The organism is Xanthomonas sp. NCPPB 1128, assembly GCF_001043115.1.
GTDB lineage: Bacteria > Pseudomonadota > Gammaproteobacteria > Xanthomonadales > Xanthomonadaceae > Xanthomonas_A.
In genome coordinates, this window is sequence record NZ_LFME01000002.1 from 61,168 (window position 1) to 85,797 (window position 24,630).

Below are 24,630 nucleotides of genomic sequence, written 5' to 3' on the forward strand. Positions count from 1 at the left end.
TGCCGCACACTGCGTGCCTGCTTGAGCCTGGCGCGCGCTTGCCGCTAAGGTGCGGCGATTTGCTGGCGCATCACAGGAGGATGCCATGAGTCCGAATTCGTCCGATCCCGGCGACAGAGCGCCGATCCAGCCGCCGCGCGCGGTCGTGCGCGAGGCCGTGCCCGGCCCCGATCATCCGGACCATCCCGATCACCTGCTGTACGCGCAGATCCGCGAGGGCGTGCATGCGCTGGACGCCGCCTGCGGCCGTGCGCCGGACGCGATCAGCGAGCGCATGGTGGCGCGGCTGCTGCCGCTGGCCAAGGAGTACGGCTTCGACCAGGTCGACCACGTGGTGCTCAGCCGCGAGATCGGCGACGTGGAGGATGGCGAGAACGTGTTCCTGGTGCGCGGCGACCTGGACGACCCGGCGCATCTGCGCGCGCACATCACCACCCACGAAGCGGTCGGCATGTCGGTAGAGGATTCGCTGGCGCGCCTGGAGAAGGTCAACCGCCGCCTGGCGTTGCGCCTGCGCCCGGAGTGAGCCCTGGCGCGTGAGCAATGTCCTCGGCGCGACGTCAGCCGCGACGGGATTTTCGAGGGTAAGGAGGCCGAGCCCCTCTCCCCTCGGGAGAGGGGTTGGGGTGAGGGTACGGGCGCGCAGCGCATGCGTTGTGTTTCGATTGCACGAGGCTGTGCCCGCACCCCCATCCGCCCCTTCGGGGCACCTTCCCCCAAAAAGGGGGCCATGGTCCCAAGGGGAGAAGGAAAGGCCGGCTTCGGCTGGATTGCTAAGTCCCTCTCCCCCCGGGAAAGGGGTTGGGGTGAGGGTACGGGTCCCCTATCATCGGCAAATGCGCCACGACTACATCCTGACCCTGTCCTGCCCGGACCGTACCGGCATCGTCTTCCGCGTCAGCGGCCTGCTGTTCGAGCACGGCTGCAACATCCTCGATGCGCAGCAGTTCGGCGACGAGGAAAGCGGCCGCTTCTTCCTGCGCGTGCACTTCGACGTACCCGCCGACGGCGTCGTCGCCGCAGTGAAGCTGCAATTGGAGCCCCTGGCTGCCGACTACGCGATGGACTGGCAACTGCACGATGCGCGCCGTCGCGCGCGCCTGCTGGTGCTGGTCAGCAAGCAGGGCCACTGCCTCAACGACCTGCTGTTCCGCGCGCACAGCCGCCAGTTGCGGGTGGACATCGCCGCGGTGGCCTCCAACCACTCCGATTTCGCCGCGCTGGCCGGCTCCTACGGCGTGCCGTTCCATCACCTGCCGGTGAGCGCCGCCAATCGCGACGAACAGGAAGCGCAGCTGCTGGCGCTGGTCGAACGCGAGCGCATCGACCTGGTGGTGCTGGCCCGCTACATGCAGATCCTCTCGCCCACCCTGTGTGCGGCACTGGCCGGGCGCGCGATCAACATCCACCACAGCTTCCTGCCCAGCTTCAAGGGTGCGCAGCCGTACCACCAGGCGCACGCGCGCGGGGTCAAGATCATCGGCGCCACCGCGCATTACGTCACAGGCGACCTGGACGAAGGCCCGATCATCGAGCAGGACGTGGCCCGCGTGGACCACGCCATGACCCCGCGCGAACTGGTGCGCCTGGGCAGCGACACCGAATCGCAGGTGCTGGCCCGCGCCGTGCGCCGCCACGTCGAGCATCGCATCCTGTTGAACGGGCATCGCACTGTGGTGTTTCGGTGAGGCGGGGAATGGGGAATGGGGAATGGGGAATGGCAAAATCAACAGCGGGGCCCTGGCTCCGCATGTTGCCGATTCGCAGTTCGAAGTGAAGCTGGGAACGCGGAAGCTGAGTAGGGAAGAGACAAATCAGCGGCGCAACTCTGCTTCCGCTCTACCTATTCCCCATTCCCGATTCCCCACTCCCGGCAATTCACGGCTCAAAGCGATACCCGGCGCCATACACCGACCGCACCCAGTCCTCGACGCCGACGTCGGCGAGCTTGCGGCGCAGATTCTTGACGTGGCTGTCGACGGTGCGGTCGGTGACGATGCGGTGGTCGACGTAGAGACGGTCCATCAGTTGTTCGCGCGAGTAAACGCGCCCCGGTGCGGCGGCGAGGGTGCGCAGCAGGCGGAACTCGACCTGGGTCAGTTCCAGGTCGCGGCCGTGTACGCTGGCGCGGCAGGCGTCCTCGTCGATCCGCAGGCCCGGCGCCGGCGCGCCCTTGGGATCGTGGCGATGGCGGCGCAGCACCGCCTGCACCCGCGCCACCACCTCGCGCGGACTGAACGGCTTGCAGATGTAGTCGTCGGCGCCGATCTCCAGGCCCAGCAGGCGGTCGATCTCCTCCACGCGCGCGGTGACCATGATCACCGGCACCGCGCTTTCCCTGCGCAGGTCGCGGCAGATTTCCAGCCCGTCGCGGTTGGGCAGCATCAGGTCCAGCAGCACCAGGTCCGGCTTCTGCGCGCGGAACGCGCCCAGCGCCTGCGCGCCATCGGCGATCCAGTCGTGCGAATAGCCGGCGGCGTGCAGGTACTCGCGCATCACCGCGGCCAGGCGCGGTTCGTCCTCGACGATCAGCACGTGCCCGATCGGGTCCAGGCCGCTCATGCCGCCTGCGCCGGCAGACGCAACACCACGCGCAATCCGCCGAGTGCGGAGGCCTCGGCGTCGATCGCACCACCATGGGCCTCGGCGATGTTGCGGCAAATCGCCAGGCCCAGGCCGCTGCCGCCGCTGGCGCGATTGCGCGAGGCCTCGGCACGGTAGAAGCGCTCGAACAGGCGGGCGCGCTTGTCCGCCGCCACGCCCGGTGCGCTGTCCTCCACCACCAGTTCCAGCATCGCGTCGCGGCGCATGCAGCGCACCTGCACCGTGCCGCCGGCGTCGGTGTAGCGCAGCGTGTTCTCCAGCAGGTTGCCGAGCAGTTGCTGCAGGCGGCGCTCGTCGCCGTCCACCTGCAGTGGGCCGGTGTCGATCTGCACCTGCACCTGCAGGTGCGCGGCAACGAAGCGCGCGCGCATGCCGTCCAGGACCGTGGACAGGATCACCGCCAGGTCGACCGGCGCGCGTCGGTAGGCGAGCGCGCCGACATCGGTCAGCGACACGTCGTACAGATCCTCGATCAACTTGCCGAGCTGGCCGATCTGCTGGTGCAGCGAACCCAGCGAGTCCGGCGTCATTGGCCGGATGCCGTCCTGCAGCGCTTCCAGTTCGGCGCGCAGCACCGCCAGCGGCGTGCGCAACTCGTGCGAGATGTCGGCCATGAAGTCGCGCCGCGCGCGTTCGTTGTGCTCCAGCGCCTGCGCCAGCAGGTTGAAGTCGCGCGCCAGCTGGCCGAGTTCGTCGCGCGCACTGGCGTCGATGCGGGTGGCGTAGTCGCCGGCGGCCAGGCGGTGAGTGGCGCCGGTGAGGCCACGCATGCGCCGCAGCAAGGCGCGCGACAGCAGCCAGCCGAGCAGTGCGGCGACCACCAGCGAGGCGCTGCCGATCATCCACCATGCGTGTTGCTGCGCCGCGTAGAAGCGTGCGTCTGCCGCCGCCAGCGCTTTCTGGAATGGCAGCATCGCCATCCAGCCGACGGTACGGCCGCCGACCACCACCGGGCGCAGGATGTCGTCCCGACCGACATCGGGATTGCCGATCACCGGTCTGTAGTCCTGGTCGAGCAGCGCGAAGCGAAACACCGCGCCGGTCTGGTCGGAAATCGGAGGTGCCCTGGGCGGCGTACCGGGGCCATGCTCCGGGCGCATCAGCACGAACCACACATCGGGATTGTCGCGCACGAAGTCCCAGTTGCCGTGCCGGGCATACTCGGCCCTGACCCGCGGCAAGGTCTCCAGCATGCGCTCCACGCCTTGTTGGTTGAGGTAGTCCAGGAACTGGCGTTTGACGAAGGCCTGCACGGCCAGGCCGTTGATCAGCAGCACCGTCACGCATGCGGCAAGGATGGCGAGGAACAGCTTGGCGGTGAGGCCCAGTTTCATCGGAGAGGCAAGGCGCGTTGCGGGAACGACAGATGCTGCGTATTAGCTGCGTCGCGGCAGGGGAAAGCAAGCGAATCCACGCCGTCGTCGGCAATCTCCAAATTTGCTGCACATTCGCGCCCTAGCGTGGCCACCTTCGGAAATCCCGTGAGTTCGCCGCATGCTGCCCGTCGTCCGCCGTTTCTCCATGTCGCCCTCGCGCTGGCTGCTGCTCGCCGTCGTTTTCACGGGCGTAGCCGCGTGTTCCTCCAAGCCGCCGCCGCAGATGCCGCAGACGCAGGTCGGCGTGCAGACGGTGAAGGTGCAACGCCTGGCGCTCGACCAGACCCTGTCCGGCCGGACCGTGGCCTACATGAGCTCGGAGGTGCGTCCGCAGGTCGGCGGCATCCTGCGCAAACGGCTGTTCGCCGAAGGCCAGGACGTCCACGCCGGGCAAGTGCTGTACGAGATCGATCCGGCCAGCTACCAGGCCGCGTACGACACTGCCAAGGGCGACCTGGCGCAGGCCGAGGCCGCGGTGCTGTCGGCCAGGCCCAAGGCGCAGCGCTACCAGACCCTGGTCGGTCTGGATGCGGTCAGCAAGCAGGACGGCGACGATGCGCTGGCCACGCTGCGCGCGAACGAGGCGGCGGTGGTCGCGGCCAAGGCCGCCTTGCAGACCGCGCGCATCAATCTGGACTACACCCGTATCACCGCGCCGATCTCCGGCCGCATCGGCACCTCCAGCTACACGCCAGGCGCGCTGGTCAGCGCCGGCCAGAGCGAGGTGCTGGCCACCATCAACCAGCTCGACCCGATGTACGTGGACGTGACCCAGTCCAGCGCACAGCTGCTGCAGTTGCGCCGCCAGCTCGACGCCGGCCAGCTCAAGGCGGTGGATGGCAAGGCCGAGGTGACGCTGCAGCTGGAGGACGGCAGCACCTATGCGCGCAGCGGCACGCTGGAGGTGGTGGATGCCGCGGTCGATACCGCCACCGGCACGGTCAAGCTGCGTGCGGTGGTGCCCAATCCCGATCGTCTGCTGCTGCCGGGCATGTACGTCAAGGCGGTGCTGCCGATGGCGGTGGACGAGCAGGCCATCCTGGTGCCGCAGCAGGCGATCAGCCGCAACAGCAAGGGCGAGGCGGTGGCGATGGTGGTCGGCCGCGACAACAAGGTCGCCCAGCGCGTGCTGACCACCGGCGATGCGATCGGCGACAAGTGGGTGGTGCGCGACGGACTGAAGGCCGGCGACCGGGTCATCGTGCAGGGCCTGCAGAAAGTGTCGGTCGGCGCCGAGGTCAAGGCGGTGGAAGTGACCGAGGCCGCCGCGGCCGGCAACGCCGCCACCACCGCACCGGCGCCCAAGGCCGACTGAGGAACCGCCATGGCCCGTTTCTTCATCGACCGTCCCATCTTCGCCTGGGTCATCGCGATCGTGATCACCCTGGCCGGCGCGCTCTCGATCCTGTCGCTGCCGCTGGAGCAGTACCCCAACATCGCCCCGCCGTCGATCAACGTCAGCGCCACCTACACCGGCGCCTCGGCGGAGACCGTGCAGAACTCGGTGACGCAGATCCTCGAGCAGCAGATGACCGGCCTGGACCATCTGCTGTACATGTCCTCCAGCAGCAGTTCCGCCGGCACCGCCTCGATCACCCTGACCTTCGACTCCGGCACCGACCCTGATACCGCCCAGGTGCAGGTGCAGAACAAGGTCTCGCAAGGCGAGGCGATGCTGCCGGAGGCGGTGCAGAGCAATGGCGTGACCGTCACCAAGTCCATGGGCAGCAGCATGTTCATGGTGCTGGCCTTCACCTCCGAAGACGGCAGCATGGACAGCACCGACATCGGCGACTACATGGTGTCCACGTTGCAGGACCCGATCAGCCGGCTCAACGGCGTCGGCGGCGTCAACGTGTTCGGCTCCGAGTACTCGATGCGGGTGTGGCTGGATCCGGAGAAACTGCGCACCTACGCGCTGATGCCATCGGACGTGAGCAGTGCGATCTCGGCGCAGAACGCCGACGTCTCCTCCGGCGCGCTGGGCGCGTTGCCGGCAGTGCAGGGCCAGCAACTCAACGCCACGGTCACCTCGCGCAGCAAGCTCAGGACCCCAGCGCAGTTCGAGGCGATCGTGCTGAAGTCGCAGCCCGGTGGCGCCACCGTGTACCTGCGCGACGTGGCGCGGGTCGAGCTGGGCTCCAAGTCCTACGCGTCCAGTTCCAAGTACAACGGCAAGGCCGCCTCGGGCATGGGCCTGGAACTGGCGACCGGCGCCAACGCGCTGGATGCGGCCAAGGCGGTGGAAGCCAAGCTCAAGCAACTCAAGCCGTATTTCCCCACCGGGCTGAAGTACGAGATCGCCTACGACACCACGCCGTTCGTGCGCATTTCCATCGAGGAGGTGGTCAAGACCCTGCTCGAGGCGATCGTGCTGGTAGTGCTGGTGATGTACCTGTTCCTGCAGAACTGGCGCGCCACTCTGGTGCCGGTGATCGCGGTGCCGGTGGTGCTGCTGGGCACGTTCGGCGTGCTGGCCCTGCTCGGCTATTCGATCAACACACTGACCATGTTCGCGATGGTGCTGGCGATCGGCTTGCTGGTCGACGACGCCATCGTGGTGGTGGAGAACGTCGAGCGCCTGATGAGCGAGGAAGGCATGTCGCCGCGGCAGGCGACCTACACCTCGATGGGGCAGATTTCCGGCGCGCTGGTCGGCATCGCCCTGGTGTTGACCGCGGTGTTCCTGCCGATGGCGTTCTTCGGCGGCGCCACCGGCGAAATCTACCGGCAATTTTCGGTGACCATCGCCGCGGCGATGCTGCTGTCGCTGCTGGTGGCGTTGACCCTGAGCCCGGCGCTGTGTGCCAGCCTGCTCAAGCCGATCGCGCAAGGTGGGCACGTGTCGCGCAAGGGCCCACTCGGACGCTTCTTCGGCTGGTTCAATGCCCGTTTCGACCGGGGCGCCGACGGCTACGGCCGCGGCGTGGGCAAGCTGATCGGCCACCGCAAGCTTGGCGGCTTGGTCTATCTGGTGCTGCTCGCGGTGATGGCGCTGCTGTTCTGGCGCCTGCCCAGTTCGTTCCTGCCCGACGAGGACCAGGGCATGCTGATGGTGATGTTCACCACGCCGGCCGGCGCCACCCAGCAACGCACTCAGCAGTCGATCGACCGGGCGTCCGACTTCATCCTCAAGCAGCCGGAGGTGGCCGGGATGATGACCATCACCGGCTTCAGCTTCGCCGGCAGCAGCCAGAACTCGGGCATGGGCTTCATCAAGCTCAAGGATTGGGCCGAGCGCGACGCCTCCGCACAGGAGATCGCCAATCGCATCACCGGCGCGATGATGGGCACGTTGCCGGATGCGCAGGTGTTCGCGCTGTCGCCGCCGGCGATCAACGGCCTGGGCACCACCTCTGGCTTCACCCTGGAGCTGCAGGACGTCGCCGGCAAGGGTCACGATGCGCTGGTCACCGCGCGGCAACAGCTGCTGCAGCTGGCCAATGCCGACAAGGACCTGAGCGCGGTGCGCTTCAACGGATTGGAAGACGCACCGACCTACCGCGTGCAGATCGACGATGCCAAGGCCGGCGCGCTGGGTCTGAGCGCTTCGGACATCAATGCCACGCTGGCCACGGTGATGGGCGGCAGCTACGTCAACGACTTCCTCAACAACAACCGGGTCAAGCGCGTCTATGTGCAGGGCGAGCCGGCCGCTCGCATGCTGCCCGCCGACATTGGCCGCTGGTACGTGCGCAACAGCAGCGCGGAGATGGTGCCGTTCTCGGCGTTCTCCAGCAGTCAGTGGGCGTATGCGCCGCAGGTGCTGAGCCGCTTCAACGGCGTGGAGTCTATGGAGATCACCGGCAGTGCCGCCAGCGGCATCAGTTCCGGCGAGGCGATGAATGGCATTGCCGCGCTGGTAGGCAAAATCGGCAAGGATGTCGGCTACGCCTGGTCGGGCATGTCCTACCAGGAGCAGGCCGCCGGCGCGCAGACCTGGATGCTGTACGCAGTGTCGCTGGTGTTCGTGTTCCTGTGCCTGGCGGCGTTGTACGAGAGCTGGTCGATCCCGATCTCGGTGATGCTGGCGGTGCCGGTGGGCATCGTCGGCGCATTGCTGGCGACCTGGCTGCGCGGACTGTCCAACGACATCTACTTCCAGGTCGGCCTGCTGGCGACGATGGGCCTGGCGGCCAAGAACGGCATCCTGATCGTGGAGTTCGCCAAGGAACTGGAAGAGAAGGGCCAGCCACTGCTCGAAGCGACCCTGCATGCCGCGCGCCTGCGCCTGCGCCCGATCCTGATGACCTCGCTGGCGTTCATGCTCGGCGTGCTGCCGATGGTGGTCAGCAGCGGCGCCGGCTCCGGCGGCCGCCACGCGCTGGGCACGGGCGTGCTGGGCGGAACGCTGGTCTCGACCGCACTCGGCATCTTCTTCGTACCGCTGTTCTACGTGATCGTGCGCAGCCTGTTCCCCGGCAGGCGCGTCGAACCGGAACCGCTGCGCACCGAGGAGGCAATGCCGTGATCCGTTCGTTCCTGCGCCGTAGCGCGCTGGCTGCGGCCTGCGCCGGTGTGCTCGCCGGCTGCGCGAGCCTGGCGCCGAGCTACGCGCGTCCCGACGCGCCGGTGCCGGCGACATTCGCCGACAGCGGCAGCGGCGACGCTGGCGACGGCGCCAGCATCGCGACCCTGGACTGGCGCCAGGTGTTCCTCGATCCGCGCCTGCAGCAGGTGATCGCGCAGGCGCTGGACAACAACCGCGACCTGCGCGTGGCCGTGCTCAACATCGACAAGGCGCGCGCGCAATACCGCATCCAGCGTGCCAACCTGTTCCCGTCGGTGAGCGTGAGCGGCAGCCAGAGCGCCGCGCGCAGCAGTGCGTCCACCAGCGCCAGCGGGCGCTCGGAGGTGGCGCGCACGTATGCGGCCGACGTCGGCATCAGCAGTTGGGAACTGGACCTGTTCGGACGCATCCGCAGCCTCAAGGACGAAGTCCTGGAAAGCTATCTGGCCACCGCACAGACCCAGCGCAGTACGCGCCTGAGCCTGGTCGCCGAGGTCGCGGCCGACTGGCTGGCCGTGGCCGCCGACCAGCAGCGCCTGGCGTTGGCGCAGCAGACCCTGGACAGCCAGCGGCGGACCCTGGTACTGACCGAGGCGCGGCATCGCGAAGGTATCGCCTCCGGGCTGGACCTGGCGCAGGTGCAGACCAGCGTGGAGAGCGCACGTGCCGACGTGGCCAGCTACATCACGCAACTGACCACTGCGCGCAATGCCCTGGACCTGGTGGTCGGCGCACCGGTGGCGGCCGATGCCCTGCCGCAGGCCGACGCGCTGGAAGGCGGCGTGGCGCTGGCGTCGCTGCCGGCGCCGCTGGAATCGCGCGTGTTGTTGCAGCGCCCGGACGTGCTCTACGCCGAGCACACGCTGAAATCGGCCAACGCCGACATCGGCGCGGCCCGCGCGGCGTTCTTCCCGACCATCTCGCTGACCGCCTCCAGTGGGCGCAGCAGCAGCGCCCTGTCCAGCCTGTTCGATGCCGGCAACCGCACCTGGTCGTTCGTGCCCAGCATCAGCGTGCCGATCTTCCGCGCCGGTGCGCTCAAGGCCGAACTGGACGTGGCCCGGATCACCCGCGACGTCAACGTCGCCACCTACGAGAAGGCCATCCAGAGCGCCTTCAGCGAAGTGGCCGATGCGCTGGCCACGCGCGCGCAACTGGACGAACGCATGGACGCGCAGCGCGCCCTGGTCGCGGTCACCCAGCGCAGTTATGACCTGGCCGAGGCCCGCTATCGCAATGGCGTGGACAGCTATCTGGATACCCTGGACTCACAGCGTTCGCTGTACTCGGCGCAGCAGAACCTGATCACGCTGCGGCTGACCGAGGCCGGCAACCGCGTCACCCTGTACAAGGTGCTCGGCGGCGGTGCAGATGCGCAGAGCGGCGAGTCTGTGGCGGATGCGGCGCGTTAGTGCATTCCTGCATGACGGTAGGAGCGGCTTCAGCCGCGACACGCATTGTCGTAACGCGTGTCGCGGCTGAAGCCGCTCCTACAACAAACGCATTCCGATAAAAACTGTACCGGCGTCGGCGCTTGGTCAGATTGGCGCTGCACCAGGCAATTGCCAGGACAGCGCCTTGACCAATCCCCAATCCCGATTCCCCGGCTTTTCAGCAGCCGAATGGCTGATCATCCCCGCCCCTCAACGCGCCGCGTTGGCGTTCATCGTCGCGTTGCGGTTGGCGTCCAGGTACTGCGCCGGATCGCGCATGCCGGTGGTGTGGCACTGGCCGGTGGTGTGGCCGCGGTTGACGCCGCCCGGCAGCTGGCCGTTGACCTGCTCCACGGTACCGTCCTCCGGGTCGCTCAGCACCAGGTCCGAGGCCGCATTGCAGTAGTCGTTGGTGTACCAGTTGGTCTTGGCGAAGGAGGTGGTGTAGTAGTTCACCAGCGCCCGCGCCGAGTTGGGGATGCCGGCCAGCCAGGCCTTGGCGCCGTCGTAGGTCAGGTCGTTGTTGGTGCCGCAGCCCACGCCGAACCACGAGCCCACCGTGGCCAGGATGCCGGCCAGGTTGGTGCCCTGGTAGGGCGTCCCCACCGACTGCATGACCCGCCCGCCGCTGGCATTGTCCAGGCCGCTCCAGTAGTAGACGTACAGATGCAGCGCGGCCATGCCGCCCTGGCTGTGCGCCACCGTGCCGAACGAGTTCCACTGGCTGCCGAACTGCGCAAGTCGCTGCGCGAACTGGTCGTTGCTGCGGTTCTGGTTGACGTCCAGGAACGCGGAGGCATTGGTGAACTGCGCCACCGGCCACACACCGCCCGAGCAGTAGCCGTGCACCAGCACCAGGCGCTTGCCGGTGGCCTGCGCCTGCATGTCGGTGCTGGCGGCGCTCAGCTGCGCCGGGCGCTCGCCCATGCGCATGCTCTCGTCGATCGCGCCGGTGCTGCGTGCCACGCTGCTGCGGCGCAGTGCCGGCAGGGTCAGCGGCAGCGTCGTGCGCGTGGCCAGCGGCACGAAGTTGTCCGGATCCTCCACGCGCAGGTTGCGCAGGGTGAACGGCGCACGCACGCCGGCGCGGACGATCCAGCGTTCGTCCACGCTCAATGGCAGGCGTCCGTCCTGCGGCGCGAGCATGCCGCCGAGCCAGACCACCGGCACCGCACTGCCGTCGCGGCCGGTGCCCCACAGTTCGCCGAGCACGCGGTAGTGTGCCGGCGCCTGGCCGCCACCGATGCGTACCGGGATCGGCAGGGTCAGCCGGGTGCCGGGCTGGGCACTGGCGGCGACGGCATCGGCGGTGATGCGCAAGGTGGTGTCCAGCACCGGCAGCACGTGCTCGCTGGTGCGCACGAAGGCCTGGCCGCCGGCGTCGTGGCCGTGCACCACCACCTGCGCGATGTAGGTGCCGGTGGCGGTGGCCGGGAAGTCGCCGGCATACACGCCGTCGCCCGCGGCACCGTCGCCGTGGCGGCCGTCGTCGGCCATCGGCCACTGGCTGACCGAGCCGTCCGGCGCGATCACCCGCAGCTGCGCGGTGTCGATGCGGCCGCTGCCGGCGCTGCGCGCCAGCGAAACGCCACCCTGCGCATCGATGCCGCCTAGCAGGGCGGTCAGGCCGATGCGCTGGCCGCGCTGCAGTTGCGCGCGGTCGCTGGGGTAGGACGCCAGTTGCGTGCGCGGGTCGCCCTCCATCAGCACATAGCCGCGCTGCGCCGCGCTGCTGCCGTCGGCCTGCAGAGTCAGGGTCCACTCACCGTTGGTGGCTGTGTCCACACGGTACTCGCGGGCCGGCAGCGCGGCACCGCCGGCGCCCAGTTGGGTGGCCTTGGCGCTGGGCGCGAGCAGCGGCGTCGCGGCAGCGGTGCCCATGCGTGCGCTGGCGGTGGCCGGTGCGCTCAGCCGCGGCTGCCAATCGTGCTCGCCGGACAGCACCACGAAGCGCAGCTTGCCGTTCTCCACCGGCAGGGTGGTGCGCCATTGCGCCGGGCCACTGCTGCGCGCGGCGGAGAACTCCACCGGCAGCAGCGCACTCTTTGACAGGATCGCTGCTTCCGCCGGGGCGGGCGCGCGCATCTGCGCGAATTCCTCCGGCGGTCCGGCCAGTTGTTTGGGAATCAGTTCGGCTGCGTGCAGCGCAGCGGCGGGGACGACGAGATACAGGACGCAGACGGCGGACAGTTTCGACAGCTTCGGCATGACGCGCTCTCCCTGGCGGTGCTGAGAAGCAGACGCGTCTACCGGATCTCGCGGCGCAGGGCGCCGCCGGCAGCACGTCGGCGAGGACGCAGCGCCCCCTCGCCACGCGTTCGCCTGCGGTTATAGCCAGCGCACATTGCCGGACAAAGACGCAATGCAGCAATGCACGCCGAACTGGGATGCCGGACATGCCTGGAGTGCTGCGTTGCCTGGCGCGCGCGGCGCCGGGCAACGCCATGTCACGCCGCCTGCGCCTGCTGCGCGCGCAACTGCCGTGCCGCGGCGACCATCGCTTCCAGCGCGCTGCGCGTTTCCGCCCAGCCGCGGGTCTTCAGTCCGCAATCCGGATTGACCCACAGTTGCTGCGGATCCAGCACGGCACGCGCCTTCTCCAGCAGCTCCACCATCTCCTGCGTGCTCGGCACGCGCGGCGAGTGGATGTCGTACACGCCCGGCCCGATCGCGTTCGGGTAGTGGAAACGCACGAAGGCATCGAGCAGTTCCATGCGCGAGCGCGAGGTCTCGATCGAGATCACGTCCGCGTCCATCGCCGCCACCGCCTCGATGATGTCGTTGAACTCCGAGTAGCACATGTGGGTGTGGATCTGCGTGGCATCGCGCACGCCGGCCGCGGCGATGCGGAAGCACTGCACCGCCCAGTCCAGGTACGCCTGCCAGTCGGCGCGGCGCAGCGGCAGGCCTTCGCGGATCGCCGGCTCGTCGATCTGGATCACGCCGATGCCGGCTGCCTCCAGGTCGCGCACCTCGTCGCGCAGCGCCAGCGCGATCTGCCGGCAGGTCTGCGCGCGCTCCTGGTCGTCGCGCACGAACGACCACTGCAGCACCGTCACCGGCCCGGTCAGCATGCCCTTCATCGGCCGCTCGGTCAGCGACTGCGCGTACTGGGTCCAGCGCAGCGTCATCGGCGCCGGGCGCTGCACGTCGCCGTAGATGATCGGTGGCTTGACGCAGCGCGAGCCGTAGCTCTGCACCCAGCCGTGCCGGGTGAAGGCGAAGCCGTCGAGCTGCTCGCCGAAATACTCGACCATGTCGTTGCGCTCGAACTCGCCGTGGACCAGCACGTCCAGGCCGAGTTGCTCCTGCGCACGCACGCAGCGCTCGGTCTCGGCGGCCAGGAACGCGTCGTACGCGGCATCGTCGAGCTTGCCGGCCTTGTGCTGCGCGCGCGCCTGCCGCACCTGCTCGGTCTGCGGGAACGAGCCGATCGTGGTGGTCGGATACAGCGGCAGCCGCAACGCGGCCTGTTGCGCCTGGCGGCGCTGCGTATACGGCGATTGCCGGCGTCCGGCATCGTCGGTCAGCGCCTCCACCCGCCGCGCCACCTCGGCGCGATGCACGCGGGTCGAGGCGCGGCGGCTGGCCAGCGCATCGCGCGCCGCGTCCAGCCCGGCCTGCGCCTGCGGCTGGTCGTCCAGCGCATCGGCCAGGGTGCGCAGTTCCTGCAGCTTCTGCCTGGCGAAGGCCAACCAGCCGACCAGTTCGCGGTCCAGCCTGGTTTCCTGTTGCAGATCCACCGGCACATGTAGCAGCGAGCAGGAGGGCGCCAGCCACAGCCGCTCGCGGCCGACATGGCCGGCGGCGTAGCGGGCCAGGGTCAGCGCGTTGTCCAGCGGCGTGCGCCACACGTTGCGGCCGTTGACCAGGCCGGCCGAGAGCACGCGCCCGGCCGGCAATGCCTGCAGCACCGCGTCCAGTTGCGCCACGCCGCGCACCAGGTCCACGTGCACGCCGTCCACCGGCAGCGCCATCGCCAGCTCCAGGTTGTCGCCCAGCTCGCCGAAGTAGCTGGTCAGCAGCAGATTCGGCCGCGGTGCCTGCGCCAGGACGTCATAGGCGCGGCGATAGGCGGCGCGCGCGGCGTCGTCCAGGTCCAATACCAGCGCCGGCTCGTCGAGCTGCACCCAGCCGGCACCGGCCGCATGCAGTCGCTGCAGCAGTTCGGCGTACACCGGCAGCAGGCTGTCCAGCAGCGCCCAGCGGTCGCTGCCGTCCACGGTCTTGGACAGCGCCAGGAAGGTCACCGGCCCGATTAGCACCGGCCGGGTCTGGATGCCCTGCGCCTTGGCTTCCAGGAACTCCACCACCGGCTTGTCGCCGCGCAGGCGGAAGTGCTGGCGCCGTGCTAGCTCCGGCACCAGGTAGTGGTAGTTGGTGTCGAACCACTTGGTCATTTCCAGCGCGTGCAGGTCCAGGCCGTGTTCCTGCGTGCCGCGTGCCATCGCGAAGTAGCCGGCCAGCGGATCGGCATCGGCCAGCGCGCGGTAGCGTTGCGGGATCGCATCGAACAGGAACGCGGTGTCGAGCATCGCGTCGTACAGGCTGAAGTCGTTGCTGGGTGGCACGTCCACCCCGGCCTCGCGTTGCAGCTGCCAGTGGCGCAGGCGCAGCTCGCGTGCGGTGTCCTGCAGTTGTGCGCCGTCGATGTCGCGGCGCCAGTAGCGTTCCAGCGCCTGCTTGAGCTCGCGCCGCGCACCGATGCGCGGGAAGCCCAGGTTGGTCACGATCGTCATGTTGCGTTTCCTCATTGCGTTCAAGGGCATTGAGGAACGAAGGAACCGCGCGCCGCGCGTCCCGTTCGCACGGACCGCCCGCCACGCCAGCGACCTTCGCCCCCGCGGGCGAACCGGTACCGCGCGGGCAGGCGGACGACGCGGCGCGGCGCACGGCCGGGTCGCGGTCCGGCCGCCTCCCCGCGGAGGTGCCAGGTCGAATCGGAGGACGCACGGTCCTCCGGCCGGGGCCGGTATTCGGGCTGATGGACACGCGCACCATGCCGGCTGCGCACCTACTGTCCGTCGCTTCCCAGGCCGGCATGCGCCGGCCCAGTGCCATTGACGGAGGTCGTTTCCATTCACCGCTGCGGGGCAGCTCCGGAATGGGCAGGCGCTTGCGGCGCCGGCCGTCACCGGATTCCCGTTTAAATTCATCCCTTCATCCGAATGAAGCGATGAATACCTTCGGCGAGCGCACGATAGGCCGGATGCGGCGGGCGGTCAAGGGCGTTTGCACACTCGCCGCGTGCTGGCGAGCGCCGGTCGGGGCATGCGACGAAGCGGGCGCAGCGTTTCCTGCCGTCTCGCCAAAGGGAGGTGCGCGGCTGCGCAGGCGCGGGCGGTCCGACGCGGCGACTACGTTGCCGCTCGCTGGCCATGTTTCCCCGATAGACTCTGGCGCGTTCTCCGACGCAGACATGGCACGGCGTGCCGATGCGCTGCGTTGCCCCCGCCATTGCTTCGCCAAGGTCAGCCCGGATGTCCAGAATCCCGCCGTTCCGTTCGTCGTTGTGCGCCTCGCTGCTCGGGTTTGCACTTGCTGCAGGTGCCGTGTCTGCCGATCCGGTCGGCCCGCCGGGTCCGGGTGCGTCCACCTCCGCGACGGTGCCCTTTTCCACCGCGACGATCGGCGAAGCCACGCGCCCGATCATCGAGGTGCAGTTGAACGGTCACCCCAGCAAGATGATGGTGCACGCGAACGCGTCGCTGTATGTCCAGGTGATCCATCGCATCGCCAGCCAGGTCGGCGTCAGGGACCTGCGCCATCAGGGCGCGTTCGGCATCGAGGCGCCCGGCAAGGTCAGCACGCTAGGACGCGACGAGGGCGTCCTGGATCGGCTTACGATCGGCGGCGCCACCGTGACGAACGTGCCGGTATCGGTCTTCGAGACGCCGGAACCCGACGCTGACGTGGGCATGCTCGGCATCGGCTGGCTCCGCGCGAACGGCGTGGTCCTGGACTATCCCGGCAAGCACATCCTGGTCAGCCCGGATGCCGCGCAGACCTCCAACTTGCGCACGCGCTTGCTTGGTGTCGGCTACGTGGCGCTGCCCATGCAGTTCGACGAGAAGGCCAACCGCTACGTCGTCAGAGCGACGCTTGGGCGGGTAGAGCGCGCGATGGTCGTCAGCACGGTCGGCAATGTCGTCATCGACGAGGCGTTCGCGCACCAGGCCGGCGTGAAAAAGGGCGCGGTCGACGGGGAGATGTACGGTCCGAAAGGTGCAAAGCTCCACCGCTATCGCACCAAGCAGCCGGTCGTCGTGGGGATCGGCACGTGGTCGTCCAGGCCGGTGAACGATGCCGCCATCGAGGATGTCTACGCCTATGCGAGCCAGGCACGTCCGGACGGCGAGGCCAACGGCGGAATGCTGGGAGCGGATTTCCTGACCAAGGCCGGTGCGGTGATCGATTTCGGCGGCAAGACGCTCTATCTGCGCCGGTAGCAAGCGGGGCGAAAGCGTCGTCAATCCGGCTGCGCGTTCGTCCTGCCCACGTTTGCACCGGCAACGTTCATGGCGAACGTGTAAGCTATTGATCCCTAAGCCAATGACTTGGCGCTGCGGCAGATGCCGACGGCGCCCGTCCGCCGTGCCGATGACGCTTCCGCTCCCCGCCGCCGATCTCCCCGCGCGCTACGCTGCCTCGCTGCGCCTGTCCGTTGCCCCGATGATGGACTGGACCGACGCCTAGCCAGAGCGGGGCTTTCCGGGTTGGTGGTACACATATGGCGCAGTAGCCCGTGGCGGCATGAAAAACAAAAGCCGCCCGCAGGCGGCTATTTGAGGCAGCGGCGGCAGCGCTCAAGACGCGGCGGCCTTCCGCTGGGAATCCCACCACACCGCCACATCCCGCGTGTCGTATACGTCGCCTGTCCTTGCGGGCAGCAGGCGTGCACTGTGCTTGTTCGCCATGGTCTTCATGGAGCTGCCGGGGTAGAAGGCGTCGCGCAACTGCTCGATCGTCATCGTGGCGCCGTACTTCCCGAACAGTAGCCAGAAAGTCGAAAACTCGTTGTCAGCCATGCTGATTCTCCTGTAGCAGGTACTGCGGGTCGATGTTCCATCCAGCCTCGCGCGCACCGAGGATCCGCAGCTCGGCCGTGTCGTGCTCGTCAAGCCGCAGAAAGGCCGCAGCCGCGTCGATATGCGCTGGCGAGAACGCGCGGCCGTCGTAGAACATGTCGTAGACCGTCTGCGGCTTGCACTTCCACGGGCCTGCCAGCTCCTGCATGCGGTGGCCCTCCTCGCGGAGGTGCTGGCGTAGGATCTGCCGAACCGTGGCCTTTCCGCGCGGAACTCGGATCGGGCGGCCGCGCAACGCCATTCCGTTATTGCGGGCTTGCCTCGGGAGGGCGTGCTGGCGCTCAGCCATGGCTGCCGCCCTCCTGCGCGTTCAGCTCCGCGCCGCTTGCCCAGGCGCCCCAACCCCAAGCCTGCTTGTCCTCGGTCGGATGCTTGTCCGTCCGCGGCCTGCTGGGGCAATTCCAACTACGGCCGCGGACGCTCCACAGGAACTTCCAGCCAGATGCGCGCAGGCTCGCGCCAGACTCGCTGGCCAGAATGTACGTCAGGCCGCGGCGGTAGCCTTTCGACTCAGCCGCGCGCCGCGCTGCCGCGTACAGCATGCTGCAGGCATTGGGCGCTCCGTCCGTGCATAAGCGCGTGACCTCGACGGTCAGGCCGTCATCCAAGGCTCGCGCCACCGGCCGGCCGGAGACGGCGACGCCGACCAAGCGACCAGCGTCATCGTGCACTGCCTGGCGCCACAGGGCACCGACTGGTATGCCATGGTGTCGATGATGTGCGCGGACGAAATCGTCTGCCACGTCGCGGGTTATCGGGCGAAGTTCGAGCATCACCGCCCCTCCTGCGCCGGCGCGGCGGCGAGCATGGCGTCGAGGAATAGCCACACAAACTCATCGAAGTCACCCCTGAAAAGCGTCCGGCGAACCAAGAAGCTGGCTACGCCGTCGGCGGTAATCCGGATGTCGTCGCCCTCGCGAGAAAGCACCCACCCATCCGGCACCTGCGCCTGCGAGGCGAGGGCGGCTTGCCATGCGCGCCAAGCAACTTCGTAGTGAAATGATCCGCTTTCGAGTGGGCGAGTCCTATCCCACCACGACTTGAAAAGCGCCCGCTGTTCGGTGTCAGCCATTGCAGCCTCCCAGCACGCCGCGCTCGGCGTTGCGCAGGGCGCGCACCAACTTCGGCGCCCACCAGGCCGGCCGCCCGATGACGGTTCCGGCGGGCATCTCGCGCTCCAGCCACTGGACGAATAGTTCCGGCAAGCCCTGCTGCTCGGCCTGCGGCTCCCGGCACCACTGCAAACCGTCCCAACTCCAGCCCTCGGCGAGCATATGGGCGACGGCGGCTTGTCGGCGCGATGTTTCGCGTGCGCGGTCGTGCTGCTCGGCCTGCGGCTGCGCTGCCTGTAGCTCGGGGAGGGCTTGCAGCATGCAGATCCATGCGCGGATCGCCGCTGGCGCATTGCCATGCGTGATTTCGCAGCTGTCGGCCACGTCGGCGAAGTTGTGCATCGAAGCGATGATCGTCGGCAGGTCCGGCGCATCGGGGGTGATGGTCGTGGTCATGCGATGCTCCAGTGGCCCTTGGCGAACTTGATGAGACCCTGCTTTCGCAGAGCCTGCAGCCGCGCGTCGACGTAGCGGCACTCTGGCTTGTCTTTCGGCCCATCGGCGGCGATAACCCTTACCTCGTGGTCGACGTTGGCGCAGATGGATGTGAAAGTGCTCGTTCCGCTTCCGATCGCGTCGATGATCGCGTCATCCAGGTGGTCGTACTTGCTCATGCGATGTCCTTGGGCGCGCGACGCACGCGGTTGATGAGGCGCCGCCACCAGGTGGAGCGCAGCCGCTCGACCTCGGCGCGGAGCCGGATATTCTCTTCGGTGATGCTGGCCAGGTGCTGACGCAGCAGGTCCTTGGTGGGCTGCTTCAGCCGGCGCGGCTGGCGGGGGAAAAGCTGGTCGGTCATACGCCGCACATCCCTTCGCATTCGTCGTCCCACAGGTTCGGCTGGCCGTTTTCCTCGGCTGTCGAGAGGTCTACGAGCTCCAGCGGCACCATGCTGTCGTGTACGTAGCACTCACCTACCAGGCGGCCGTAGCCCGGCGTGCGGATCGCCCGATCTATCTCGATCGCCCGCTGGAAGTCTTCGGGCGCTTCGTCGCGCAGACGGCGCCATTCCGCCCTTCGGCGGTACGGGCAGAACACGCAAGCCGACTTCGGCGGGATCGGATACCCGTTGCGGCGCAGCCACTGTTCGCAATCCCAACGGGTCATCCGCAAGTCGACCAGCGGGTACTCGTTCGCCTGCCATTTATCACGGCTGACCTTCATCCTGCCGGCTTCGTCGAGGGAAATTCCGATCACTTGGGTGACCATTCGTCCTGCCGGTACTCGGTGGCCTCGGTCAACACCCAGCAGCTCGCGCACGCGCTTGCGGATGACGTCGATCTTGTAGTCTCCGGTGCATTGGCGGCGCAAGATGCCGCGCGAGCCGTCCGGGTTCTTCACGTAGAACGGGGGTCTGGCGTCGTTGCGTGCCTCGCCGGAGGAAGCCGCCAGAATCTCCGCACCAAGGTCGCCGGCACTGACCACGTCGGTGGGGAATGGCAGCCTGGGTAGCAGCCATTCCAGGTGACGGTATACGGCTGCCGGCTCCGCGTGCGTGTCGGCGAAGATGGCACGATCAGAAGGCGCAATCTCGGCGTGGGCCATCATCAGGGCAATGGTCGTGGACTGGACGCCGGCACCCAGGCTCAGGATCCGAAGTTGTGCAGAGCTGCCGTCAGCCACGGCGCACGTCCCGCTGCGCATCGTCGCGCAGCTGCTGCAGCGCCGGCAGGACATTGAGGCGGACCAGCTCGTCGCCGGCGGCGGCCTCGCGTGCGCGCTCGACGGCCCACTGCAGGGCGGCCAGCTTGTCTTTCTCGTGGATGTTCATGCGGTGATCCCCATGGTGGCCAGGTCGATCTCGTCGACGCGGTCGCGCAGCTTGTGGCGCGCGCGACGCAGGTCGTTGGCGATGGCGCGGCGCGGCGTAGCGGCGTGGAAGGTGTGCATCGAGCAGTGCAGCGCGCCGGTCAGGTCGCGCCGGAACAGGCGGTAGGTGACGGTCTGCTCGCTGGGCAGCACGCGGCCCCAGCTGAAGCCGCCATTGCGTCGCGGCGCGCGGCGAGTGAAGGGTCGGATCATCCTGCGATCCTCCGGAAGCCGATTAGCCAGACCCACGGGTTGCTGTCCCAGTCGCCGCCGGTGCTGGTCCAGAGATCCGCGAACGAGGAGCGATAGGTCGGCCCGAGGCATCCGACGTCTGCGCAACTCCGGCGCGTGTGGTCACACGGCTCCGTGTCGCGTGTGACCCCTTCGGCCGCGCAGTCTTCCTCGCTGATCGCCTGCAGCCGCTCTACGCGCACGTCGGTGATCTCTAGCACCAGGCGACACGCCCAGCGCGGCATGTGGATGCTGGGGCGCCAGGCGAAGCCCTCGTCATCTTCCAGATTCCGCACGTAGTCTTCGTCGGTGGCCGCGTAGACCAGCTCGACGTCGGCGCGCTCGTCTTCTGGTACGCGTGCGCCTCGGTAGTCGTTGATGAAGTGCGTCTCCCGCACCCACAGCCGGTCGCCGGGCTTGCCGAAGGGGCAGTGAATCACCCTGCGACTGTGGTCATCGACATCGGTCTGGACATCGAGATACCACTTGTCGGTTCCTTCGAGCTGATCGTCATCTCCGTACCCGAGTTGATGGATTCCGGAAAGATCCCAGTCCATGATGTCGCGGCCGAAGTGCTCCCACGACGGGACATCCTTGATCGGGCGCCGCGTCTGGGTCTTCTGGCCGGCCAGGATGGCGCGCACCATCGCGCTGTTGAACAGGATCGGTCGTTCTTTCACGCTGCGTTCCTCAGAGTCTCGCGGCGCGCCGGGCCGAACCACAGGCACGCCAGGTTGTTGAGTCGGACCTGCACCGGGTCGATGCGGACCGGCGCCAGCGGCGCGCGGGTGCGCTGCACGTCGTTGTCGCAGAGCCGGCATGCGCCGCGCCGCTTGCCGCCGGCCCAGTTGAACTGGGTCTCGGGCAGCCGCCGCGCGCAGTGGGTGCAGGTCCGAAGCATCACGCGGCCTCGGCAGCGGTGAACCGCTCGGGCAGGTGCTGGCGCGCGAATGCGACGAACGCCGCCAGTTCGCGCTCTACATCCGCGGCCAAGCCTGGGTAGCGGTACATCGTCAGCAGGTGCACCGCGCGCACGACGTAGGTCTTCGGCTCGCGCTCCGAATTGCTCCACTCGAACACGTTCCAGCGGAACTCATCGGCGCCGAACACCTCCAGATAGATGCGCCACTGGTAGCTGTCCAGGAAGCGCTCGGGGTCGAAGCGCGCGGTGGTCTTGTGGTCGTCCACCCGGCGCCCATGGATCGCGTCGACCATGCCGACCAGCGTCACCGGCACGCCGGCGATGACGTAGTCGCGCGTCGCCTTCAGCTCGCGCACGTCGGGGATGTCGATCTCCACGTCGGCGGCGATCTCGAACCGGTAGCCGTCCTGCTCGAACACGCCGACCTCGCCCGGCTCGGCCAGCTCCAGCGCCTTATGGAACGCGCAACCGGCCAGCATCGGCTCGGTCGGCTCCATCTGCCGCCGCAGCTGGGCCAGCAACGGCTCCAGCTCGGCGTCCTCGTTGTCCCGGTAGTACCGGAACGCATCGATCTCGGTGGCGGACACGCGCATGGTCAGGCCGCCTTCTGCTCGACGTACTCGCCGGCCTTCTTGTCGAAGTTCAGGCCAAGCTTCTTGGCGCGATCGTTGATCAGGGCCTTGACCACCATCGGCGCGTCTGCGGCCGAGGCCACCAGCGCGTTGATGCCCGGGGCGTCCTCGACGTCAGCCAGGCGCTCGCGCCACTTCTCGATGACCGCCTGGGCTTCGCGCTGCTCCTCGGTCAGTTCGTTGAGCCGCGCTTTGATGCGCTCGATCACGTCGGCCAGGAACGTGGGCGCCAGGTCCGGACGCGGTACATCCAGCGGGTCCAGCTGGCCAGGGTTCTTGCCGAACGCGGCGTCGGTCGGGCTGAAGTTCAGCACGCGCTTGCCGTCGCGGATCGACAGCCGGCCCATCGCGTCGGCCGCCTTGTAGATCTCGCCCTTGCTGCCACCCTGGACGTCCAGGCGCTCGATGATCTCGTCGCCGTTGCGCTGCTCGTCCATGTGCGCGATCAGCACGACGTCCTTGCCCAGGCCGTTGAGGTGCTTCAGCCACGCGACGAACTCGGCCTTCAGCGTGCCGTAGCCCTGCAGCGTCAGCGCGCCGCCGCGGCCCGCCTTCGGGTTGCGCCGGATGATGTCGGCGGTCAGCACGTCGAGCGCGCGGCCGGCCGTGTCCACGACCACCGTGTTGAAGTCGGCCAGGTCGTCGGCGGTGATGCTCGCCACGTCCTCCCAGGACTCCACCTGCACGGTGTCCTTGCGGTTGGTGGCGCGGTGCGCGCCGCGGTCGAAGTCCAGCAGGAGGGGCTTGTCGGCGGTGAACGAAATCGACGTCTTGCCCAGGCCGGGCGCGGCGTAGATGCACAGGTTCAGGCGGTTGACCTTGATCGGGTCGGAGGAGCGGACGATGCGGAGAGCCATTGTTAGAACTCCAAAGGCGTTTGGTCGAAGGGATAGGTCGGATCGGGCAGGTCGGGTTCGCGCGGATCGGTGACGTCCGGGAACTCGTCGCGGTCGGTTGGCATGGCGGGAAGGCGCCGGCGTGGCCCGGCCGGCTCGGGTGCCCAGGGAGGGCGAAAGGGTCAGGCGGCTTGGCGGCCGGCCTCGATCAGGCGTTGCGCCTCGGCGTCGGCATCCGCGGCGTCCTGATGGTCGAGCGTGTCGCCGACATCCGCCTGCGGCTGCTGCGCCGGCTTCGTCGGCGGCCGCACGATCAGTTGCACCTCGTTCTGGATGAGCTGGCAGAGCTGGCCGGCTTCCTCGGCGTCGGGGTGGCAGATCGCGCTGAAGGTGACTGCGACGCTGCCGCCTTCCAGGGGCTGGAAGCGGAACTTCTTCAGCGTCACGTCCACCAGCACCAGCGGCTCGGTCAGACCCAGACTGCCGCCGATCTCGATCTCGTAGCCCGGGAACTCCTCGTCCCAGGCGATAGCGCCGATCCGCGGGAACTGCACTGCCACCAGCGCTTCGCCGCCGTCGATCAGATCCTGCTGCTCGCCCTTCAGCGCCTTGCGGTACAGCGCCGCGCGCAGCTTCTTGCTGAAGTGGTCGAGCACCCCGTTGGACGTGGTCACCACGATCTTGATGTCGCCGGCGGTGACATTGTCCTGGCCGTGCTTCTCGGCTCGGGGGTTGAAGTTGGCGACCTTCGCGGTCGCGTCGTCGAGTTGGAACATGGTTGCCTCTCGGTAGGGCCGGCAGCGCCGGCGGGGAGTTAGGCCTGCTTGGCAGCAGCGGCTTCGGCCTCGGCCTCGGCGAGGCGGCGCATGTCTTCCAGCGCCTCGGTGTTGCCGCAGTAGAAGTCGGGGATGCGCTCCAGCTTCGGATCGCTGGACATGTAGATCAGCGCAGCTGCGACGGAAGTGCCGAACGCGTATTCCAGGGCGCGGCCGCCATCGCCGGCCAGCGTCACCACCCAGCCCGCGCGGCAGTGCGTGGTGTTGCACGCATGCCAGGAACCCATGTCCAGCGCCTCGCGCTGCGACGCCGCGGCGTACACGGCCTGGTGAATGTCCTTGATGACGACGGGGCAGCGGCTGCCGTCGGCACCGCTCAGGTCGGCACAGCGCAGGTCGGCACCGCTCAGGTCGGCACCGCTCAGGTCGGCACAGCGCAGGTCGGCACCGCTCAGGTCGGCACCGCTCAGGTCGGCACAGCGCAGGTCGGCACCGCTCAGGTCGGCACCGCTCAGGTCGGCACCGCTCAGGTCGGCACAGCGCAGGTCGGCACCGCTGGCCGCGGCGGTCTTGACGGCGAATCCCAGCTGCACGCCATACGACTTGCCGGCGACTTCGGCGGACAGTTCGCAGCTGTACTGGACATTGCCGCTCCAGCGTTTCTTGATCTCGAATTTCATAGTGACGCTTCCTTGGTTGGGCTGGTTGGTAGTGGATCAGCGGATGCCGCGCCGCGGCGGTTCGGGGAAGTCGGATCAGTAGGGCTTTTCGACCTTGCCCTGGTCCTGCAGCGACTTGATGCGGAACAGCTCGTTGAGCAAAGAATCCATCTGCATGGCGATCTGGTTGCGCAGGCCATCCTTGAGCGCGCCCGTCACGTTCAGAGCGCTCTGCCTCATCGCAGCGCTGAAGTCCTCGGCACAGATCTGCGTCATCAGGAACTCGGCACGGGTGACGCTGCTGTAGTCGCTGCTGGAAGGCTTGCCAGTCTTCGCGTCGACCTTGGCTGACCAGTAGCCGGACACGGTCTTTTCCAGTTGCTTGCGGATGGTGGTCACCGGCCCGTCGGGCTGGCCCCAGGCGGTGACGCGCTGGTATTCAGCATCGAAGGAATTGGCCACCGCAGCATCGATCGCGACCTGGATCTGCGCTTCGGCTCGATCCACAAAGATCGCGTTAACGCGCTTCTTCACTTCCAATTCGATGAGGCCGGACAAGTCGTCGTCATGGCTGACGATCTCGTCCGCCGCCTTCGCGACGATTGCGGCTTTCAGGTCTTCTTCGTTGATGTTGAGCATGGC

The 24,630-nt window shown here is 68.1% G+C and carries 27 protein-coding genes and 1 riboswitch; of the genes, 6 read left to right on the forward strand and 21 right to left on the reverse strand.

Annotated features, from left to right (window positions below):
- Positions 1–85 precede the first annotated feature (85 nt).
- Both ACP93_RS02105 and purU read left to right on the forward strand, forming a co-directional pair.
- A complete protein-coding gene (locus ACP93_RS02105) occupies positions 86–526 on the forward strand; it encodes an XVIPCD domain-containing protein (protein WP_043093636.1) in 441 nt (146 codons plus the stop codon).
- A 310-nt stretch (positions 527–836) separates the two neighbouring features.
- Positions 837–1,688, forward strand: a complete 852-nt coding sequence (gene purU, locus ACP93_RS02110) for a formyltetrahydrofolate deformylase (protein ID WP_048489199.1) — start codon at positions 837–839, stop codon at positions 1,686–1,688.
- A 190-nt stretch (positions 1,689–1,878) separates the two neighbouring features.
- Here purU and ACP93_RS02115 read toward each other — a convergent pair whose 3' ends face one another.
- The gene (locus tag ACP93_RS02115) at positions 1,879–2,562 is read right to left on the reverse strand and encodes a response regulator (protein WP_048489200.1); all 684 of its coding nucleotides are present in this window, start codon (positions 2,560–2,562) and stop codon (positions 1,879–1,881) included.
- Positions 2,559–3,938: a sensor histidine kinase efflux regulator BaeS gene (gene baeS, locus ACP93_RS02120; protein ID WP_048489201.1), complete on the reverse strand. Its 1,380-nt coding sequence runs from the start codon at positions 3,936–3,938 to the stop codon at positions 2,559–2,561. The genes ACP93_RS02115 and baeS overlap by 4 nt, the downstream gene beginning before the upstream one ends.
- Before the next feature lie 160 nt (positions 3,939–4,098).
- On the opposite strand from baeS, the gene ACP93_RS02125 reads away from it, so the two are divergent.
- Genes ACP93_RS02125 through ACP93_RS02135 form a run of 3 tightly spaced genes read left to right on the forward strand, consistent with a single transcriptional unit; the run spans position 4,099 to position 9,902 of the window.
- Positions 4,099–5,295, forward strand: a complete 1,197-nt coding sequence (locus tag ACP93_RS02125) for an efflux RND transporter periplasmic adaptor subunit (RefSeq protein ID WP_048489202.1) — start codon at positions 4,099–4,101, stop codon at positions 5,293–5,295.
- 9 nt (positions 5,296–5,304) lie between these two features.
- A complete protein-coding gene (locus ACP93_RS02130) occupies positions 5,305–8,451 on the forward strand; it encodes an efflux RND transporter permease subunit (protein ID WP_048489203.1) in 3,147 nt (1,048 codons plus the stop codon).
- Positions 8,448–9,902: an efflux transporter outer membrane subunit gene (locus ACP93_RS02135; RefSeq protein ID WP_275452262.1), complete on the forward strand. Its 1,455-nt coding sequence runs from the start codon at positions 8,448–8,450 to the stop codon at positions 9,900–9,902. Before ACP93_RS02130 ends, ACP93_RS02135 begins: the two co-directional genes overlap by 4 nt.
- A 231-nt stretch (positions 9,903–10,133) precedes the next feature.
- Here the strand turns inward: ACP93_RS02135 and ACP93_RS02140 are convergent, their stop codons facing one another.
- Together ACP93_RS02140 and metE are read right to left on the reverse strand one after the other, a co-directional pair.
- Entirely contained in the window at positions 10,134–12,131 is a 1,998-nt protein-coding gene (locus tag ACP93_RS02140) for a choice-of-anchor X domain-containing protein (RefSeq protein ID WP_048489204.1), read from the reverse strand.
- A gap of 239 nt (positions 12,132–12,370) precedes the next feature.
- Entirely contained in the window at positions 12,371–14,662 is a 2,292-nt protein-coding gene (metE, locus tag ACP93_RS02145; RefSeq protein ID WP_048489205.1) for a 5-methyltetrahydropteroyltriglutamate--homocysteine S-methyltransferase, read from the reverse strand.
- A gap of 210 nt (positions 14,663–14,872) precedes the next feature.
- Positions 14,873–15,126, reverse strand: a riboswitch (cobalamin riboswitch).
- Positions 15,127–15,403: 277 nt separating this feature from the next.
- Between metE and ACP93_RS02150 the strand changes: the two genes are divergently transcribed.
- Entirely contained in the window at positions 15,404–16,372 is a 969-nt protein-coding gene (locus ACP93_RS02150) for a pepsin/retropepsin-like aspartic protease family protein (protein ID WP_131721566.1), read from the forward strand.
- 357 nt (positions 16,373–16,729) lie between these two features.
- Here ACP93_RS02150 and ACP93_RS02155 read toward each other — a convergent pair whose 3' ends face one another.
- The 17 genes from ACP93_RS02155 to ACP93_RS02230 all read right to left on the reverse strand — a co-directional run bounded on the left by ACP93_RS02155 (position 16,730) and on the right by ACP93_RS02230 (position 24,627).
- Positions 16,730–16,951 (reverse strand): hypothetical protein, encoded by a 222-nt coding sequence (locus ACP93_RS02155; RefSeq protein ID WP_048489207.1) that lies wholly within the window; start codon positions 16,949–16,951, stop codon positions 16,730–16,732.
- Entirely contained in the window at positions 16,944–17,300 is a 357-nt protein-coding gene (locus ACP93_RS22190) for a hypothetical protein (RefSeq protein WP_228135932.1), read from the reverse strand. The genes ACP93_RS02155 and ACP93_RS22190 overlap by 8 nt, the downstream gene beginning before the upstream one ends.
- On the reverse strand, positions 17,293–17,784 hold the full coding sequence (locus ACP93_RS22195; protein ID WP_048489208.1) for an XF1762 family protein: 492 nt from the start codon (positions 17,782–17,784) through the stop codon (positions 17,293–17,295). Before ACP93_RS22195 ends, ACP93_RS22190 begins: the two co-directional genes overlap by 8 nt.
- Positions 17,784–18,083, reverse strand: coding sequence for a hypothetical protein (locus ACP93_RS02170; RefSeq protein ID WP_048489209.1), 300 nt, complete (start codon positions 18,081–18,083; stop codon positions 17,784–17,786). Before ACP93_RS02170 ends, ACP93_RS22195 begins: the two co-directional genes overlap by 1 nt.
- The gene (locus ACP93_RS02175) at positions 18,076–18,519 is read right to left on the reverse strand and encodes a hypothetical protein (protein ID WP_048489210.1); all 444 of its coding nucleotides are present in this window, start codon (positions 18,517–18,519) and stop codon (positions 18,076–18,078) included. The genes ACP93_RS02170 and ACP93_RS02175 overlap by 8 nt, the downstream gene beginning before the upstream one ends.
- Positions 18,516–18,737, reverse strand: a complete 222-nt coding sequence (locus ACP93_RS02180; RefSeq protein ID WP_048489211.1) for a hypothetical protein — start codon at positions 18,735–18,737, stop codon at positions 18,516–18,518. The genes ACP93_RS02175 and ACP93_RS02180 overlap by 4 nt, the downstream gene beginning before the upstream one ends.
- Positions 18,734–18,922, reverse strand: coding sequence for a hypothetical protein (locus tag ACP93_RS02185; RefSeq protein ID WP_048489212.1), 189 nt, complete (start codon positions 18,920–18,922; stop codon positions 18,734–18,736). Before ACP93_RS02185 ends, ACP93_RS02180 begins: the two co-directional genes overlap by 4 nt.
- A complete protein-coding gene (locus tag ACP93_RS02190; protein WP_204243624.1) occupies positions 18,919–19,746 on the reverse strand; it encodes a hypothetical protein in 828 nt (275 codons plus the stop codon). The genes ACP93_RS02185 and ACP93_RS02190 overlap by 4 nt, the downstream gene beginning before the upstream one ends.
- The gene (locus tag ACP93_RS21960; RefSeq protein ID WP_157862422.1) at positions 19,739–19,894 is read right to left on the reverse strand and encodes a hypothetical protein; all 156 of its coding nucleotides are present in this window, start codon (positions 19,892–19,894) and stop codon (positions 19,739–19,741) included. Before ACP93_RS21960 ends, ACP93_RS02190 begins: the two co-directional genes overlap by 8 nt.
- Positions 19,891–20,145: a hypothetical protein gene (locus ACP93_RS02195; RefSeq protein ID WP_048489214.1), complete on the reverse strand. Its 255-nt coding sequence runs from the start codon at positions 20,143–20,145 to the stop codon at positions 19,891–19,893. The genes ACP93_RS21960 and ACP93_RS02195 overlap by 4 nt, the downstream gene beginning before the upstream one ends.
- Positions 20,142–20,843, reverse strand: a complete 702-nt coding sequence (locus ACP93_RS02200) for a hypothetical protein (RefSeq protein ID WP_048489215.1) — start codon at positions 20,841–20,843, stop codon at positions 20,142–20,144. The genes ACP93_RS02195 and ACP93_RS02200 overlap by 4 nt, the downstream gene beginning before the upstream one ends.
- The gene (locus ACP93_RS02205; RefSeq protein WP_048489216.1) at positions 20,840–21,064 is read right to left on the reverse strand and encodes a hypothetical protein; all 225 of its coding nucleotides are present in this window, start codon (positions 21,062–21,064) and stop codon (positions 20,840–20,842) included. Before ACP93_RS02205 ends, ACP93_RS02200 begins: the two co-directional genes overlap by 4 nt.
- Positions 21,064–21,678 (reverse strand): hypothetical protein, encoded by a 615-nt coding sequence (locus ACP93_RS02210; RefSeq protein WP_048489217.1) that lies wholly within the window; start codon positions 21,676–21,678, stop codon positions 21,064–21,066. The genes ACP93_RS02205 and ACP93_RS02210 overlap by 1 nt, the downstream gene beginning before the upstream one ends.
- 2 nt (positions 21,679–21,680) lie before the next feature.
- Complete coding sequence (locus ACP93_RS02215; protein ID WP_048489218.1) at positions 21,681–22,574, reverse strand: ATP-binding protein; 894 nt, start codon at positions 22,572–22,574, stop codon at positions 21,681–21,683.
- A 161-nt stretch (positions 22,575–22,735) separates the two neighbouring features.
- Positions 22,736–23,329 (reverse strand): hypothetical protein, encoded by a 594-nt coding sequence (locus ACP93_RS02220; protein WP_048489219.1) that lies wholly within the window; start codon positions 23,327–23,329, stop codon positions 22,736–22,738.
- A gap of 38 nt (positions 23,330–23,367) precedes the next feature.
- Positions 23,368–24,009, reverse strand: coding sequence for a pentapeptide repeat-containing protein (locus ACP93_RS02225; RefSeq protein ID WP_048489220.1), 642 nt, complete (start codon positions 24,007–24,009; stop codon positions 23,368–23,370).
- A gap of 75 nt (positions 24,010–24,084) precedes the next feature.
- Entirely contained in the window at positions 24,085–24,627 is a 543-nt protein-coding gene (locus ACP93_RS02230; RefSeq protein WP_048489364.1) for a hypothetical protein, read from the reverse strand.
- Between the last annotated feature and the right edge of the window lie 3 nt (positions 24,628–24,630).

What these genes read in the sequence shown, in the direction of transcription:
- ACP93_RS02125 (WP_048489202.1), top strand. Translation starts at nt 4,099, where the DNA reads ATGCTGCCCGTCGTCCGCCGTTTCTCCATGTCGCCCTCGCGCTGGCTG.
- ACP93_RS02205 (WP_048489216.1), bottom strand. Translation starts at nt 21,064, where the DNA reads ATGCTTCGGACCTGCACCCACTGCGCGCGGCGGCTGCCCGAGACCCAG.
- ACP93_RS22195 (WP_048489208.1), bottom strand. Translation starts at nt 17,784, where the DNA reads ATGCTCGAACTTCGCCCGATAACCCGCGACGTGGCAGACGATTTCGTC.
- ACP93_RS02105 (WP_043093636.1), top strand. Translation starts at nt 86, where the DNA reads ATGAGTCCGAATTCGTCCGATCCCGGCGACAGAGCGCCGATCCAGCCG.
- metE (WP_048489205.1), bottom strand. Translation starts at nt 14,662, where the DNA reads ATGACGATCGTGACCAACCTGGGCTTCCCGCGCATCGGTGCGCGGCGC.
- ACP93_RS02150 (WP_131721566.1), top strand. Translation starts at nt 15,404, where the DNA reads ATGTCCAGAATCCCGCCGTTCCGTTCGTCGTTGTGCGCCTCGCTGCTC.
- ACP93_RS02155 (WP_048489207.1), bottom strand. Translation starts at nt 16,951, where the DNA reads ATGGCTGACAACGAGTTTTCGACTTTCTGGCTACTGTTCGGGAAGTAC.
- ACP93_RS02170 (WP_048489209.1), bottom strand. Translation starts at nt 18,083, where the DNA reads ATGGCTGACACCGAACAGCGGGCGCTTTTCAAGTCGTGGTGGGATAGG.
- ACP93_RS02115 (WP_048489200.1), bottom strand. Translation starts at nt 2,562, where the DNA reads ATGAGCGGCCTGGACCCGATCGGGCACGTGCTGATCGTCGAGGACGAA.
- ACP93_RS02175 (WP_048489210.1), bottom strand. Translation starts at nt 18,519, where the DNA reads ATGACCACGACCATCACCCCCGATGCGCCGGACCTGCCGACGATCATC.
- ACP93_RS02220 (WP_048489219.1), bottom strand. Translation starts at nt 23,329, where the DNA reads ATGTTCCAACTCGACGACGCGACCGCGAAGGTCGCCAACTTCAACCCC.
- ACP93_RS21960 (WP_157862422.1), bottom strand. Translation starts at nt 19,894, where the DNA reads ATGAACATCCACGAGAAAGACAAGCTGGCCGCCCTGCAGTGGGCCGTC.
- ACP93_RS02225 (WP_048489220.1), bottom strand. Translation starts at nt 24,009, where the DNA reads ATGAAATTCGAGATCAAGAAACGCTGGAGCGGCAATGTCCAGTACAGC.
- ACP93_RS02185 (WP_048489212.1), bottom strand. Translation starts at nt 18,922, where the DNA reads ATGACCGACCAGCTTTTCCCCCGCCAGCCGCGCCGGCTGAAGCAGCCC.
- ACP93_RS02130 (WP_048489203.1), top strand. Translation starts at nt 5,305, where the DNA reads ATGGCCCGTTTCTTCATCGACCGTCCCATCTTCGCCTGGGTCATCGCG.
- ACP93_RS02210 (WP_048489217.1), bottom strand. Translation starts at nt 21,678, where the DNA reads ATGCGCGTGTCCGCCACCGAGATCGATGCGTTCCGGTACTACCGGGAC.
- ACP93_RS02140 (WP_048489204.1), bottom strand. Translation starts at nt 12,131, where the DNA reads ATGCCGAAGCTGTCGAAACTGTCCGCCGTCTGCGTCCTGTATCTCGTC.
- baeS (WP_048489201.1), bottom strand. Translation starts at nt 3,938, where the DNA reads ATGAAACTGGGCCTCACCGCCAAGCTGTTCCTCGCCATCCTTGCCGCA.
- purU (WP_048489199.1), top strand. Translation starts at nt 837, where the DNA reads ATGCGCCACGACTACATCCTGACCCTGTCCTGCCCGGACCGTACCGGC.
- ACP93_RS02215 (WP_048489218.1), bottom strand. Translation starts at nt 22,574, where the DNA reads ATGGCTCTCCGCATCGTCCGCTCCTCCGACCCGATCAAGGTCAACCGC.
- ACP93_RS02195 (WP_048489214.1), bottom strand. Translation starts at nt 20,145, where the DNA reads ATGATCCGACCCTTCACTCGCCGCGCGCCGCGACGCAATGGCGGCTTC.
- ACP93_RS22190 (WP_228135932.1), bottom strand. Translation starts at nt 17,300, where the DNA reads ATGGCTGAGCGCCAGCACGCCCTCCCGAGGCAAGCCCGCAATAACGGA.
- ACP93_RS02180 (WP_048489211.1), bottom strand. Translation starts at nt 18,737, where the DNA reads ATGAGCAAGTACGACCACCTGGATGACGCGATCATCGACGCGATCGGA.
- ACP93_RS02230 (WP_048489364.1), bottom strand. Translation starts at nt 24,627, where the DNA reads ATGCTCAACATCAACGAAGAAGACCTGAAAGCCGCAATCGTCGCGAAG.